This window comes from Pedobacter sp. GW822-FHT03F06, assembly GCF_058801365.1.
Window position 1 is genome coordinate 1 of sequence record NZ_JBXANE010000013.1, and the last position, 14935, is coordinate 14935.

Consider the following 14935-nt stretch of genomic DNA (forward strand, 5'->3'; position numbering starts at 1 on the left):
AAAGCATTTAAATTAATGCTTCTCAGAAGATAAAATTTTATCAACTTTTATTTGCTTTTAAAGACAGTACCTTTCCGCTTTATCCAGATAAATCGGAGAGCAGGGCTATAAACTTAGGGCCGTGGTACAGAAACTCAACCTAATTGCGCAGGACTAACTAAACTAAACCTGATCGAACGGATGCCATTTTTCATGGCAGCAGGTAGAGCAGGAAGACATTAACCGATAGAATACTGCAATTGCTTTTCAAAAAAAAATAAACGACCATATCATAATGAGGTATAGTTTTATCTGTCTTTAGTGCAACACCCCAATATTTTTTTGTGAACCATTTCTTTGGCTAAACTTTTGTAGCGTCAAAACCATATATCTATCTAGTTTAAACTTTTTAATTGAAAATGACCGAACCTACCTTAGATCAACAGTTAAATGCCCGCAAATTCGAAGAGGCTAAAAGCATGATGCATAACGGCGAAAAACTTTCTAAAAGCATTCAGGAACATCATAAATCATCAATTTTTGATCATCTGGTGAGAGAGAAACAGTACGAAATCCTGAATATGATGCTAAAAGACAAAACCATCGAAACCGACGTCTATGAATTCGACAGTTTTGACAAAAGCATTTTTCAGGCTATTGTCCGTAACCTTGGCAATGATGATGAAGATATTGCATTTTTTAATGAATTTATTACTCATTTCGACAACTTAAATGACGAGGTTAACACCAAAACACTATTAAGTTATTTCTTCGAAAACGGGGTGAGCTTAGCACTGATCAAAGCATGTATCAATGCAGGTTGCACCACCACCTTCAAAAACAATGCAGAGGAAAACTACATCCACCAGGTAGTAAAAAGCAGTTTCCGAAGGTATAACCTAAACGATGAACAGACTACCGATCTGCTTAAAGGATATATCGATATCCTCCTTAACGAAGGTGTTGATATCAACGAAGGCAATGTGGTGCAGGAAAGTCCATTAATTACCGCAATAAAATTCAACAAGAAAAATTTAATTGCCCATCTGCTCGAAAATGGCGCCGATCCCAATCATACCGACCGCGATGGAAATTCAGCTTTCTTTTATGCAGTGGCGCATTTACAGAGCGAAAACATATATGATACGCTGCGCAATTTCGCCTCACCAGCTTTCGATCAGGTTAATAAAAACGGCGAAACACTATTATTTGAATATGTAAGGATGATGTCGAACAGTGAAAGTGGCACCAAATTCCTTAAAAAACTGATTGAAGATGGCGCTGATTTATACCAGGCAAGTACGTGGTATGGCGCTGATAAAACACCATTGGATATCATTGCCGAAAAACAGGCTGATATTTTACAGGCTGTTTTAGAAACCGGACAGATAGATGTAAACAGGGCCGATAATAAAGGAAATACCCTGCTGCATAAAGTTTGTACCTACAATGTAAATTATGAAGCAGAAAAAGCGAAAGAAACCTATCGAAAAGTAAAGCTCCTGCTCGAAAACGGTGCAGATATTACTATCACCAACGATCAGGATCAAACCGCTCTGATGCTTGCATCTGATGATAACCTGAAAATAAAAACTGTAGAACTGCTCATGAAACAATCTTAAAATATGTCGATGTCATTTATTATTGCCTGCGAAAGCGGCAAGCGCAAAATAGCCGAATTTTTATTGGCCAACCAAGAGGTAGAGGTAGGCTATACCGATGAAAAAGGCAGAACAGCCCTCCATTATGCCGCCCACCGCGGGTATTTAGACCTTGTACAGATTTTGTTAGATCGTGGGGCAGCTTTAGATTACGAAGATCATGCCGGCGAAACACCGTTTTACTTTGCCTGTTTACAAAAACAGAAACAAACCGCACTATTTCTTTTAGATAAAGGTGCAAGAGTTGACATTAAGGATTTTAAAGGCAACAGCTTATTACACCTTACTGCTCAAAGCGGGCAGATTGAAGTATTAGAAAAATTACTTAATGAAGGTCTTGAAGTTGATGGCGAAAATAATGAAGCAGAAACGCCTTTGCTTATTGCTGCAGGCTGGCGGAACAAAGAAATTGTTCAAAAATTATTGGAATTTGGTGCCAATATCAATACCACTAATAAACATGGCGATTCACCCCTAATTTTTGCGGTAAAATCTAAAAACACGCCAATGGTTGAATTGCTGATTGACAAAGGCGCCAATATTAACCATGTTAACCACGCAGGCGAATCGGCACTGCTGCTTGCCTGTTATGACGCCAACCGCATGCTCACCAAAACATTGGTAGAAAAAGGTGCCGATGTATTCGTTTCTTCAAAAGATGGTCTCTCACCAATCTGGTATGCCTGCGCCAATAACCAGAAAGAAATTGTCGATTTATTTTTAAGCCAGGGTGTAGATGTAAATTATGCGAAACCACTTTCGGGTAACGACGATTCCATGTATTCATATTTAGAATGGGTAGAAACCGCCAATAACATTTCCATTTCGGCCAGTTTCTCTTTCGATAACAACTACAATTACGGAGGCGAAAGCATGTTACATGTAGCAGCCAAAAGCGGCCATTTAAGTATGTTAAAGCTATTAACAGAAAAAGGTGCTAATGTTAATATTCAGGATGAAAGCGGAAACACAGCTTTACATTATGCAGCTGCGAATGGTAAAAAAGATGCAGTAAAATTTTTACTCGAAAAATCAGCTGACCCTTCCATTGTAAATGTTAAGGAACAGAAAGCAATAGATTATTCGAACATTAAGGGGTTCAATGAAATTACAGGACTCTTGTTAAAATTTGGTCCTTCAAACATTTCTAACCAACCAATCAAGGGTACAGCACCTGCTGAAAACAGTACAGAACCGACTAAAAATGATATCACATCAAAAAAACAGGCACTGTTAGATCTGAAAGAATTATTGGATGCCGGTATTTTATCGCAGGAAGAATTTGATGCCGAAAAAACCAAAATATTAAAAGGTTAAGTGATGATACTATAAAAAATTACCAAAAAAGTTTAAGACTTAAATTTTAGTTATAAATTTATGTCATAAGATTTTTCCTGGCTGAATGACTAAATTTAGCCAGTAAAATTCAACTTTAATGCTCACACAAATGAAAAACCTCAACAAAATCAAACTGCAGTTATTTGCCTTAATTGTTATTGCTCTTGTGATATATAGCTGTTCGCCAAAACTGTATCTGGATGAAACTAAACGCTATCAGGCAGGAACATTAACCGATTCACAAGTAGATTCCCTGCATCTTTTTTTAAAAGAAAACCAAAGGCTTGCTTTAAAAGATACCATTATCATTAAATACGATTTCAATAAAGACGACTGCTGGAAAGACCTTAGTTATCAGAACGCAGAATTCCTGAACAATGTAAGGTGGACCTTTCAGAAAAACATTCTCGAAAAAGCAGAGGCCAGACCAAAAGTTGCCATTTACCAATACCGCGAAGTAGGAAAAAGTTTCAGTCCGATTAAATCGAAAGGTTTAGAGATAGAAACCGATTCGGGCTTTCTTAAGAAATTATTATTTAAAGAGGCCACTTCTTGTGGAACTTCAGCAATCATCCTTCCGAACGGAAAATTTTTACTGGTAAAATCAGACCCGCAATTCTCTGCGCTGATCTTAAACGCTAAAGACATCGAGAAAAAATTACAGGAAAATCTGGTTAAATAATAGCCAAAAAAATCCAGCCTTCGCATTAAAAACGATTTAACAAAATTTAACTAAAAAATTAGGTGTAATACTGTAATTTAGTTTTAATTAATCGTTTTCAAATTAACAACTGGAAATTTATGCTCAAATTCCTTTGCTACACTCCCATAACTCTAAAAACGGATCGTCTTTTCGGTGATCAGATTTTTGTTGCTCAATCAATATCTCAATTTTAAAAGATTATATAAAAGTACTTCCCTGTTAACCATAGCATTGGGCCAGGGAAAATAGTATGCGCTCTCCAGGAAGGTACTTCAGGGTACTTTCCTTTTATTATTTTACAATGATCTTTGTGCACCGGCAAACCATCTGTCCGTTTTTGATGTTATATTTTTCTGAACTAATTTCCTTTATCAAAACGGATTAACATGAAAAATAGAATTTTCTGCACAGCAATACTTTCATCCATTATTTTTTTCGGATGTCGGTCTGATTCAGGTTCGCAAAAGCAAGGAGAAGATACAACACTTACTACTAAAAGCGGAACCGTAAACTTACCTGCACCAGATACCAACGCAGCCAAAAGTAAATTTAGTAAGGTTATCGATTGGCCTGAAGGTAAAACGCCAATTGCCCCAGCGGGTTTTGTGGTAACCAGATTTGCTTCAAATATTAAAAGCCCGCGCAACACATATATAGCTCCAAACGGGGATGTACTTGTGGCCCTTTCCAATTCAGAAAGAAGTACTGCAGAGGCCGTTGCCAACGCAGTAACCGGCAAAGCTAAATCTGAAGTACCTGGTAAAAGTGCCAATACGATTTTACTATACCGCGATGAAAATAAAGATGGCAAGCCAGAAACTGTTACCACTTTTTTGAACGGGCTCAATCAGCCTTTCGGAATGCTGATTATTGGCAATTCATTTTATGTAGCCAATACCGATGGCTTGTGGCAATTTCCTTATAAAACAGGTGATACGAAAATCAACGCTACAGGCAAAAAGATCCTGAGTCTCCCAGCTGGTGGATACAATAACCATTGGACGAGAAATTTAATTGCCAATGCAGATAAAAGCAAAATTTATATTACCGTTGGATCGGGCAGTAATGTTGGTGAAAATGGCATGGAAAACGAAGCAAGAAGAGCTAATATCCTGGAAATCACCACAGATGGAACTGGTGAGAAAATTTATGCGAGTGGTTTGCGCAACCCCGTGGGAATGGATTGGGCACCAGCTACAAATATGCTTTGGACAGCTGTAAACGAGCGCGATGGATTGGGAGATGATCTTGTTCCCGATTACATCACCAGCGTTAAACCTGGCGGTTTCTATGGTTGGCCATATTCTTATTTTGGTCAAAATGAAGATCCCCGTTTAAAAGGTAAAAACCCGGAGCTGGTTAAAAAAGCAATTGTGCCTGATGTTGCTGTAGGTGCGCATACCGCCTCTTTGGGCTTAGCTTTTTACAAAGGCACAAAATTCCCTCAAAAATATCAGGGAGGTGCATTTATAGGTCAGCATGGATCATGGAACCGCTCTGCCATTTCCGGATACAAAGTTGCATTTGTGCCCTTTAAAGATGGAAAGCCAGCAGGCAAACCAGAGGACTTTTTAACTGGTTTTGTAGCTGATGCAGATAAGGCCGAAGTTTATGGCAGGCCTGTTGGCGTTACCCTGACGCCCGATGGAGCATTACTGGTTGCCGATGATGTTAGTGGCATAATTTGGAGGGTTGCTGCTAAATAGTTTACAAAATAACCGCAGGTTAGCAGAATATGCGCTAAATTTATCTGCCAATCTGTGGTTAAACCATCAATTATTATCCTATTGAAACCGAACCTTCTACTATTCTTGACTTTATTTTCCTTTACTGGTTTAGCGCAAACGATAAAACCCGATTCGACCAAAAAACTCGAAGAAGTTACCGTTAAAGGTTATTACAATCCGCACTCATTATTAAGATCGGTATCAGCCGTAAATTTGATCGATAGCAATTTAATCGGAAATCAGCAGAACAGTTCCTTAGTGAGCACTTTAAATACTGTACCTGGTGTAAGAATGGAAGAACGTTCGCCTGGTAGCTATCGTTTATCGCTCCGAGGCAGTTTACTGCGATCTCCTTTTGGCATTCGAAATATTAAAATTTACATTGATGAATTCCCCTTAACTGATGCAGGCGGAAATACCTACCTCAATGCTTTAGATGTTTCTGCAGTAGGTATGATGGAAATTTATAAGGGGCCTGAAGCCAGTATTTTTGGTGCAAATACAGGTGGTGCTATTTTACTTAATCCTCCTGCCATAAACCACAATGAAATTAATATTTCAGCGATTGGAGGCTCTTATGGTCTTTTACATCAAACGGCGTCAATCAAACAGCTATATAAAAAGTATAGTTTCAGCTTTAGCGAAGGATACCAGAGAAGCGATGGGTATCGGCAAAATAGTGCAATGGGCAGAAAATATTTTCAAACGATACAGCAATGGAATTATAGCAATGCTGGCAGTTTAAAGGCTTTTGCTTTTTACAGCGATTTAAATTACGAAACACCAGGTGGATTAACGGCTGTACAATTAGATCAAAACCCTAAACTGGCCCGTCCGGCAACACCAACATTACCTGGCGCCATTTCACAGCAAGCCGCCATTTACAATAAAACCATTTTCGGGGGAATATCCAATTCATACCAAATCAATAAACATCTAAAGCATGTTATTGCTTTGTTTACCTCGTATACCAACTTCAAGAACCCGTTTATAACTAATTACGAACAGCGCTACGAAAGTACGCTTGGGTTAAGAACATTTTTAGAATACGCTCAGGCAAATGAAGACATTAAATTTAATGCCCAGATAGGACTAGAAAGTTCTGCTACCAAAAGTCAGATTAAAAACTATAATAACAATGGTGGGGAAGCTACTTCAATGCAAGCCTCAGACCGCTTAAAAGCCAGTCAGGATTTTGCTTACTTCAGAGTAAACTTCGACATTAACAATAAATTTCTGATCGAACTTGCATCAAGTTTAAACTTCTTCAGCTACAGCTATGAAAGCTACTTTCCTGTAACAATTGCAACAAAAGAGCGCAAGTTTAATACCCAATTTATGCCAAAGGCTGCTTTATCTTACTTAATCGCAAATGACCTCTCTATCAGGGCTTCTGTAAGTAAAGGTTATTCAACGCCTACTATCGCAGAAGTGAGGTCGTCTGATAACAACATCAATAATGACCTGCAAGCAGAGTCAGGCTGGAATTATGAACTGGGCTTAAGGTATAAAACGGGGAATAACCGTTTTTACGCCAACGGAAATGTATTCCATTACGAGTTAAAAAATGCTATTGTAAGAAGGCTAAATCAAAATGATGCTGAATATTTCATAAATGCAGGTGGAACAAAACAGGAAGGTATTGAATTGGAAACAGCCTTGTGGGTTATCAAAAACAATACTTCATGGTTAACAGGATTACAACTAAGAAGCAATTATACCTGGAGCCAATTTAAATTTGAAGATTTTGTAAGCGGCACTAACAATTACGCGGGTAACCAACTTACTGGCGTTCCAAAAAATATATGGGTTAATAGTCTCGAATTTAACTTTAAAAAGGAACTTTACTTCTTTGCTCAACACAACTACACCTCAGCTATTCCGCTAAATGATGCCAATACCACCTTTTCTAAAAGGTATCATCTGCTTGAAGTAAAAGCCGGAATAAAAAACCTGAGATTAAGCAGAACCCATCTTGATTTATTTGCAGGCATAAACAATCTGCTAAATGTTGATTACAGCTTAGGCAATGATTTAAATGCCGCAAATGGGAGGTATTTTAACCCAGCCCCAGGAATTAATTTTTATACTGGCCTTTCTATTAGATTGTAATCTTTAAATCGCATCATATAAATCAAATATTTACATGATGCGATTATTCTACAGGCTAAAAAGCATCCTGTTTTTCATTTTCTCTAATTACGACGTCACTAACTACTACATCTACTCCATAACGCTTTTTCCCGTCATGACCATCGTAACTATTAGCCTGTAACCTGCCCTCTACCCTTAAGCCTGTACCCTTTTTAACCTTAGCTTCGGCAATGTCGGCTTTTGCATTCCAGAAAGTTAAATTGAACCATTGTACTTTTTTTACGTCCTCGCCTGAAGCATTCCTATAGCTTTCGTTTATGGCCAGGTTAACCCTTGCTAATTTTTGATTTCCAAAAGTTTTAATCTCAGCATCTGCTCCTGCAAATCCGCTCAATACTACTTTGTTAATTGCACTTTCCATGATCTTTAAATTTTAAGTTTCTAAATATTTAACGAACAGTCATCACCTCGATAACCGACAGGACAAAAGTGCCAAGATGATCAAAAATTAGTCGGATTGTAAACATTTATAGTCGGTTATAAACGTTTATACACGGAAAACATGCATTTAAAGCTTCAAGAGGATGTTTTATATTTTTTTTATTCCACCATTTTATTTTATAAATTAGGTCATCATCCCATAATAAAAAAAAGAAATTATTATGGAACGTTTATGTTTAGACTGCGGAACCCTGATTAGAGGAAGGGCCGATAAAAAATACTGCGATGATTCTTGTCGCAACAATTACAACAATCGTTTAAAGATTGAGAATAATCTCGTGATTAAAAGGGTAAATAGCATACTCAGAAAGAATCGTGCTATCCTTGCTGCGCTTAATCCAAATGGTAAAACCAAGGTTACCGGTAAAAAGCTAATTTCGGCAGGCTTTAATTTTGAATACCATACTTATAGTTATGAAACCCAGAACAGTAACACATACATTTTCTGCTATGAATATGGCTATTTAATTTTAGGTGATGACAGGTACCTGCTGGTAAAAAGGGAGGAAAAGCTTTGGTTGGCCTAGGTTAAAACGCTTTGGTTTGCTAGGTTAAACACCTAAAATTGTAGAAGGCTCATCCTATGATTTTTTTATTCTGGAAGAGATGATTAGTTTTATCATCTTATGATAAACTATAACAACAAGCTTTTTAAAGCGATCAATAATACAGAAAATGGTGAAACATCAAATGAAACCGTTTTTAGCTATAAACAAACCGTAAATATCCTTACTGCTGAATACACGGGTGGAAAAATTATTTCCGGTCATTTAATTGGCTTAGTTGATGAAAACGGCAACATCGAAATGCGCTATCACCAGGTAAATAATCAAGGGGAACTCATGACCGGGATTTGCCATTCAAAGCCAGAACAATTAGCCAATGGCAAAATCAGGCTTCATGAAACCTGGCAGTGGACATCAGGAGATAAATCGAAAGGAAAATCGATCATCGAAGAGCAATAAGCGCTAGGCTATTTAAGCAGCTAAGATCAATCAGATAAAAACGTCTTATTTTCGTTCAGTTTCTTTCATCCCCTATTTTTTAACCAACATGTCGATAACTAAATTACCCTTGATATTACAAACTGCATCAAATTTAGTTTACCACCCGTTAGGCTATCAAATAAATAATCTGCAAACAGAAAGTGAAAGCCGGGAATATGTGGCCTGTACTTTTGAATTAAACAGGTTAAAAATCAAACATCGCCTTTCTAAAATCACCCCAACTAAAACCGGGCAATTTGTAACCATATGGAAGCGGAATGAAGCAGGAATTACTACACCCTTTAATGATCAGGATGAATTCGACCTATTAATAATCTCTACCAGTAGTGTTGACCGATCTGGCCAGTTTATTTTTCCAAAAGACATATTGGTACAACATAAAATTATTACCAAAAATGGAATAGAAGGTAAAAGAGGGATTAGGGTTTATCCGCCCTGGGATACGGTAACAAATAAACAGGCAGAGAAAACCCAACAGTGGCAAGCGCCTTATTTTCTTCAGATTGATATCAATGGAAATATCGATCTTGCAAGGGCGGAGAAATTAATCAGCAACGAAATTAAACAAACAGGATTTTAAAATCCCGGTTCAACTTAGCAAGTTTCGGGTAGTTTACCGTTTCTTTCCAAACTACTTTTGGATATAAATTATTCAAGACCATGAAAGCACAAGAAGAAATCAATTTCAATCGCATAGCCGATGCCATTGGCTATATCAAGGCGAATTTTAAAACACAGCCTGGTTTAGAAGAAATTGCAGAAAAAGTAAATTTAAGCCCTTTTCATTTCCAACGATTATTTAGCGAATGGGCGGGCACTACGCCTAAGCGTTTTTTGCAATACATTAGCATTGGTTATGCCAAAGAAATGCTGAAAGAAAACCAAAGTTTATTCGATACTGCATTAGAAACCGGTTTATCGGGAACAAGCAGACTGCACGATCTTTTTGTAAACATTGAAGGCATGACGCCCGGAGAATATAAAAACGGTGGCGAAAACCTCCACATCAATTATAGTTTTGCAGAAAGTCCGTTCGGCAACATTATTGTAGCCAGTACCACAAAAGGAATCTGCCATATCGCTTTTTATGACGACAAAAATATTGCTTTGGCGAATTTGCAACGCCAATTCCCAGCGGCTCAATATCAGCAGATATTAGATAAAGAACAACAGAACGCATTATTTATTTTCAGTCACGATTGGAACAAATTGCACCAGATTAAACTGCATTTAAAAGGTACTGATTTCCAGTTAAAAGTTTGGGAAGCTTTGTTAAAAATCCCTATGGGTAAATTGGCCACTTATGGTAACATTGCCAAAAAATTAAAAAATCCTAATGCATCCAGAGCAGTGGGCACTGCAATTGGCGATAATCCGGTTGCGTTTCTCATTCCTTGTCACAGGGTAATACAATCGAGTGGTGCCTTGGGCGGCTACCATTGGGGAGTAAACCGAAAAACAGCCATGATTGGCTGGGAGGCTGCAAAAACTAATGCTTAATGCCGTATGATCAAACATGCAGATATTTCAACGGAGGAACTCAAAAAACATTTAAAAAACAAAGATATTTGCCTTGGTGGAAATGCCCGATTGAAGATTTACGGATCACTTAGATGTACATCGGGAAAGCGGATGAAGAAAGAAAACCGTGTATTTTTCCGTTCTGTAGATGAAGCACTTCAACATGGCTACCGCCCTTGCGGGCATTGCTTAAAAACAGCATATAAACAATGGATTTATTCAACACCACAATAGATGTTAATCAAAATCTGCTCCCATACGGCGGAACAGTAAATTATTACGGCAAATTATTCCAGGTATCCGAAGCCGATCATTATTTTGATGTACTGATGAATACCATTGAATGGAAAAATGATGAGGCTTTTATTATGGGCAAACACATCATTACCAAAAGAAAAGTTGCCTGGTACGGAGATGAAGCCTATTCTTATACCTACTCCAATAAATCGAAAATGGCCTTACCATGGACAAAGGAGTTACTGGAGTTAAAAAAAATTTCAGAGGAGCAAACAGGTACCACTTTTAACTCTTGCTTACTTAATTTATACCACAACGGTAATGAAGGAATGGCTTACCACAGTGACGACGAGAAAGCCTTAGCTGAAGATTCTGCCATTGCATCATTAAGTTTCGGTGCAGAACGAAGGTTTCTTTTTAAACATAAAAAAACTAAAGAAACGGTAACTTTATTTTTAGAAAATGGAAGTTTATTGGTGATGAAAGATGAAACACAAACCAATTGGCTACACCGCCTTCCACCAACCAAAAAAGTAAATAAACCAAGGATAAACCTCACCTTTAGAACAATGGTGGTTTAGTTTACTTGGGTTTAGATATCGTCATTGCTAGAAGGCTTTTTCAGCCAACGAAGCAATCTTTATGGCAAGGGTCACTAGTATAAAAGATTACTTCGTCGTTCCTCCTCAGCAATGACGACCATTGTATTGGAGCCTGTCAATGGTAACCTGCCGAAGGACAAATATTTTGTTTCCGACCAATAAAAGGTCTTCGACAAGCTCAGATTGAAAATAATTCTAATTGAATTAAGGCATATTATAATCCCAGCCCATAAAACTTCAAAAAATTTTAGTGCTTAAACTCCTTAATATCTACAATGCGGTCATCATCAGCATTTTTCTTTAAGAAAGATGTTCCATTTGCATTCGCTACCCAAGTATAATCTCTTTGAATATTTCCGACAAGGGTTTCAGGTTCATTTATTAATGCTGCTGGCAATGGCAGGTTAAAAGTTTCGCCTGTTGCCGTATTTACCTGGTACAAAGAATTGGCGGTTAAAAAGACTAATGTGGTTTTATCGCTAGAGTACATGAAAAATTTCCCCTGGATACGCTCGTCAGGATTTTGTCTCTTAATAGGGTAAACCCTTGAATTTATAGTCGTGATAAAGAAATCGTTATTCACCAAAATATTACTACGTGTTAATTCTTCTAAACCGTTCGTATATTTTTTATCTTCAGCACCTTTTGATGGTTTATTCAAGCTCACCACTTCGGTTTTCCCATCATTAACAGAAATGATATAAAACGGAGCCATTTTACCCGTTTCATTAGCTACCTGTACCAATACAGCTGTTTTTTGTGTATTGATGAATAATGCAACAATAAATTTCTGCGCAGCGGCGTTTGGAGCATCGTCAACAATAATAGTGGTATCTTTATATTGAATGGCAAAGCGATCGGCTGCTGCCACAGTGCCAGAATCTGTTTTTAGGATAGTAAGTACATTTTTCTTCGATTTCGGGAAAACATTAAAATCGTCACTAACAGCAAATGGTCTTGCCTTGCAGGCTTTTTCAGATTTACCGCAGCCAAATAAAACAACGGAAAGTAAGAGTGCATAAAGCGTAATTTTCATAGATATGATTATTTATTTTTTTTGCTAATTTATAATCTTTATTGCGCTTATTTTATCAAAGTCACCATAAAATTACCGCATCTGCTTAAAAAGCACAACAGATCGTGTTTTATACCGGTATCCCACTATCTGTTAATCATAAAAACCACATCCGCTTGCATTTGCATCTCCGTCAGATTCAAACGACTTAGCTTCTGTATTTAGAGGGCAGAATTTGACTACTTCAGACTAAATTCCTTATTTTTGATTAACAGATAACCGATGGCAAACACACCGAATTTTCTCGCTAAAAATAAAAGCGTAATCTTATATGGGGTTTTCCTGGCTGTACTACTGTTTTTGCTGAAGTGGCTTGAACTTCGTTTCATTATCATCGACCATGCCTTCGAAATTTATGCCGGTTCGATAGCCGTTATTTTTACCACTTTAGGCATTTGGCTCGCGCTTAAATTAACCAGGCCCAAAACCATACTGATCGAAAAAGAAGTTTTTACGGAGAGACCTGAAACATTTATCCTCAACGAAAAAGAACTGACCAAACTCAACATCAGCAAAAGAGAGCTGGAGGTTTTGCAGCTCATGTCTGCGGGTTTAAGCAACCAGGAAATTGCGTTAAAGTTATTTGTATCTTTAAACACCATAAAAACACACAACGCCAGACTTTTCGAAAAACTGGAAGTTAAACGCAGAACACAGGCCATAGAAACAGCCAAAAGACTCAGTATTATCCCTTAATGAACTAATACATTGGTATTAAAAGGCTACCGATCTGAAAAATCACCCTAAAGTATGATGGTTAAAAAAAATAATCGAAGCAATTTTGTGGTGTAAACCTCTTAAAATTATAAACAGATGAAACCATCATAAGCAAACGCTCACAAACAGAGATGAACCGAGCCTGTGAGCTCTTGAACACAAAAAATCAAATAGAGACTGGTGAAAAATATTGCTCATGATAGTTTCATCACAATTAAAAAACAAACTATATACTGATGAAAAAGAACGTAATTGTATTCGGATTAATCGCCGGCTTAATTGTATCAACATTAATGGTGCTCTCTATGGCGAGATGTTATAGCGACCCGAACCTTGAGCATAGCATGCTTATAGGCTATGCCTCAATGGTATTGGCTTTTTCATTTATTTTTGTCGGCATAAAAAACTACCGCGATAAATACAACGATGGGTTAATCACTTTCGGCAAAGCTTTTAAAATCGGTGCATTGATCAGCTTAGTAGCTTCTACCATATATGTTATTGTGTGGTTGATTGATTATTATGTATTTATGCCTGATTTTATGGATAAATATGTTGCCCAGGCACTTAGAGAGGCCAAAAGTGATGGTGCATCCGCAGCTGAGCTGGCAGCTAAGACAAAAGAACTGGCTTCCAGTCAGGAAATGTACAAAAACCCGGTCATGGTTGTTCTATTTACCTATTTGGAAATACTGCCTGTAGGGATACTGATCTCGTTGGTAGCAGCACTCATCCTTAAAAGAAAACCAGGCACTCCATTAAATGTAAACACCGCTTAAGATACCTGCTTATCTGATTTCCTTTTATTAATTAAAAGCCATTAAAAAACAACTATGTATACGATACCCTTTACCAATATAGATTGGAGTCAGATAGAAAAAGTAGAATACCCTGGCGAAACAGGTATGGCAACCTGGCAAACCTTAAACCTGGATGGCTTAAGGATCAGGATTGTTACCTACTCTGCGGGCTACCTTGCTGATCATTGGTGTAAAAAAGGGCACATTGTACATTGTTTGGCGGGTAGCTTTGTAAGTGAAATGGAGGATGGAGCAACATTCGCGCTTAGCGCGGGGATGACCTATGTGGTTTCTGATAATTTAAGTTCACACCGGTCAGTATCACAGGAAAGCGTGAAACTTTTAATCATTGATGGCAGTTTTTTAAAACCAAAAGACGCTTAAGGTGATTTATTAAGCACCACCCCATTTCGCAGTTATTATAAAAAATAAAATGATGCTGGTTAAATCACTTTTGGGTGAATTTCTTCATGAAGCAGAAAACACCCGCAAACTTTTAAACGCAATACCAAACAGTGCTTTGGATTTTATACCTTCAGCATACTCCTGGACTACGGCCCAATTGGCATCGCACATTGCTGAAATATACGATTGGTATCCCGGGACTTTTCATGGTAATGAATTTAACATGGATACCTATAAGCGTGACGAGGTAGATATCAGCGATATCGAAAACATTATAGGCAAATTTGAACGGGCCTTTAACAGGGCTAAAGAAAGTATCGAATCGGCCACCGATAAAAGCATGTTCGAAGACTGGAAAATGACCGCTGGAGGTAAAACGGTTCTCCAGCCCATGCCCAGAATCCAGGTGATACGGGGCTTTTTAATGAACCATATTTATCACCACCGGGGCGAAATGATTGTATACCTGCGTTCAACAGGAAATAAGGTACCAAGTATGAACGGGCCCATTTACGAAGACAGTCTTAGATAAGGTTTAGAAATTATCTTAATTTTGAACAAAAGATTG

General features: G+C 37.8%; 17 protein-coding genes. 15 read left to right on the forward strand and 2 right to left on the reverse strand.

The genetic code is table 11. The annotated features are described in order from the left end of the window. The first annotated feature begins 398 nt into the window (after window positions 1-398). The 5 genes from AC1RJ8_RS20350 to AC1RJ8_RS20370 all read left to right on the forward strand — a co-directional run bounded on the left by AC1RJ8_RS20350 (window position 399) and on the right by AC1RJ8_RS20370 (window position 7520). Window positions 399-1601, forward strand: a complete 1203-nt coding sequence (locus tag AC1RJ8_RS20350; RefSeq protein ID WP_492955377.1) for an ankyrin repeat domain-containing protein — start codon at window positions 399-401, stop codon at window positions 1599-1601. Between the two features lie 9 nt (window positions 1602-1610). After that, entirely contained in the window at window positions 1611-2957 is a 1347-nt protein-coding gene (locus AC1RJ8_RS20355; protein ID WP_492955378.1) for an ankyrin repeat domain-containing protein, read from the forward strand. Window positions 2958-3087: 130 nt separating this feature from the next. Further along, entirely contained in the window at window positions 3088-3660 is a 573-nt protein-coding gene (locus AC1RJ8_RS20360) for a hypothetical protein (RefSeq protein WP_492955379.1), read from the forward strand. A 407-nt stretch (window positions 3661-4067) separates the two neighbouring features. Then, the gene (locus AC1RJ8_RS20365) at window positions 4068-5387 is read left to right on the forward strand and encodes a PQQ-dependent sugar dehydrogenase (protein WP_492955380.1); all 1320 of its coding nucleotides are present in this window, start codon (window positions 4068-4070) and stop codon (window positions 5385-5387) included. 81 nt (window positions 5388-5468) lie between these two features. After that, complete coding sequence (locus tag AC1RJ8_RS20370) at window positions 5469-7520, forward strand: TonB-dependent receptor (protein ID WP_492955381.1); 2052 nt, start codon at window positions 5469-5471, stop codon at window positions 7518-7520. A 55-nt stretch (window positions 7521-7575) separates the two neighbouring features. On the opposite strand, the gene AC1RJ8_RS20375 is transcribed toward AC1RJ8_RS20370, so the two are convergent. Continuing rightward, window positions 7576-7923, reverse strand: a complete 348-nt coding sequence (locus AC1RJ8_RS20375) for a single-stranded DNA-binding protein (RefSeq protein WP_492955382.1) — start codon at window positions 7921-7923, stop codon at window positions 7576-7578. A gap of 241 nt (window positions 7924-8164) precedes the next feature. Between AC1RJ8_RS20375 and AC1RJ8_RS20380 the strand changes: the two genes are divergently transcribed. The 6 genes from AC1RJ8_RS20380 (at window position 8165) to AC1RJ8_RS20405 (ending at window position 11349) form a co-directional block, all read left to right on the forward strand. Next, window positions 8165-8530, forward strand: a complete 366-nt coding sequence (locus AC1RJ8_RS20380) for a hypothetical protein (RefSeq protein ID WP_492955383.1) — start codon at window positions 8165-8167, stop codon at window positions 8528-8530. A gap of 99 nt (window positions 8531-8629) precedes the next feature. Continuing rightward, the gene (locus tag AC1RJ8_RS20385) at window positions 8630-8968 is read left to right on the forward strand and encodes an avidin-fold protein (protein ID WP_492955384.1); all 339 of its coding nucleotides are present in this window, start codon (window positions 8630-8632) and stop codon (window positions 8966-8968) included. An 88-nt stretch (window positions 8969-9056) separates the two neighbouring features. Further along, window positions 9057-9590: a MepB family protein gene (locus tag AC1RJ8_RS20390; protein ID WP_492955385.1), complete on the forward strand. Its 534-nt coding sequence runs from the start codon at window positions 9057-9059 to the stop codon at window positions 9588-9590. Between the two features lie 80 nt (window positions 9591-9670). Continuing rightward, window positions 9671-10510 carry a methylated-DNA--[protein]-cysteine S-methyltransferase gene (locus AC1RJ8_RS20395; RefSeq protein ID WP_492955386.1) on the forward strand — a complete coding sequence of 280 codons (840 nt, stop codon included), beginning with the start codon at window positions 9671-9673 and terminating at the stop codon, window positions 10508-10510. 6 nt (window positions 10511-10516) lie between these two features. Further along, window positions 10517-10765 (forward strand): Ada metal-binding domain-containing protein, encoded by a 249-nt coding sequence (locus tag AC1RJ8_RS20400; RefSeq protein ID WP_492955387.1) that lies wholly within the window; start codon window positions 10517-10519, stop codon window positions 10763-10765. Then, window positions 10741-11349, forward strand: a complete 609-nt coding sequence (locus AC1RJ8_RS20405) for an alpha-ketoglutarate-dependent dioxygenase AlkB family protein (protein WP_492955388.1) — start codon at window positions 10741-10743, stop codon at window positions 11347-11349. The genes AC1RJ8_RS20400 and AC1RJ8_RS20405 overlap by 25 nt, the downstream gene beginning before the upstream one ends. A gap of 268 nt (window positions 11350-11617) precedes the next feature. On the opposite strand, the gene AC1RJ8_RS20410 is transcribed toward AC1RJ8_RS20405, so the two are convergent. After that, window positions 11618-12406, reverse strand: coding sequence for a hypothetical protein (locus AC1RJ8_RS20410; protein ID WP_492955389.1), 789 nt, complete (start codon window positions 12404-12406; stop codon window positions 11618-11620). 261 nt (window positions 12407-12667) lie between these two features. Between AC1RJ8_RS20410 and AC1RJ8_RS20415 the strand changes: the two genes are divergently transcribed. The 4 genes from AC1RJ8_RS20415 to AC1RJ8_RS20430 all read left to right on the forward strand — a co-directional run bounded on the left by AC1RJ8_RS20415 (window position 12668) and on the right by AC1RJ8_RS20430 (window position 14899). Continuing rightward, a complete protein-coding gene (locus AC1RJ8_RS20415) occupies window positions 12668-13141 on the forward strand; it encodes a response regulator transcription factor (protein WP_492955390.1) in 474 nt (157 codons plus the stop codon). Between the two features lie 257 nt (window positions 13142-13398). After that, window positions 13399-13941 carry a DUF4199 domain-containing protein gene (locus AC1RJ8_RS20420; RefSeq protein ID WP_492955391.1) on the forward strand — a complete coding sequence of 181 codons (543 nt, stop codon included), beginning with the start codon at window positions 13399-13401 and terminating at the stop codon, window positions 13939-13941. 54 nt (window positions 13942-13995) lie between these two features. Then, entirely contained in the window at window positions 13996-14346 is a 351-nt protein-coding gene (locus AC1RJ8_RS20425; protein ID WP_492955392.1) for a DHCW motif cupin fold protein, read from the forward strand. 49 nt (window positions 14347-14395) lie between these two features. Beyond that, entirely contained in the window at window positions 14396-14899 is a 504-nt protein-coding gene (locus AC1RJ8_RS20430; protein WP_492955393.1) for a DinB family protein, read from the forward strand. Window positions 14900-14935: the final 36 nt, after the last annotated feature.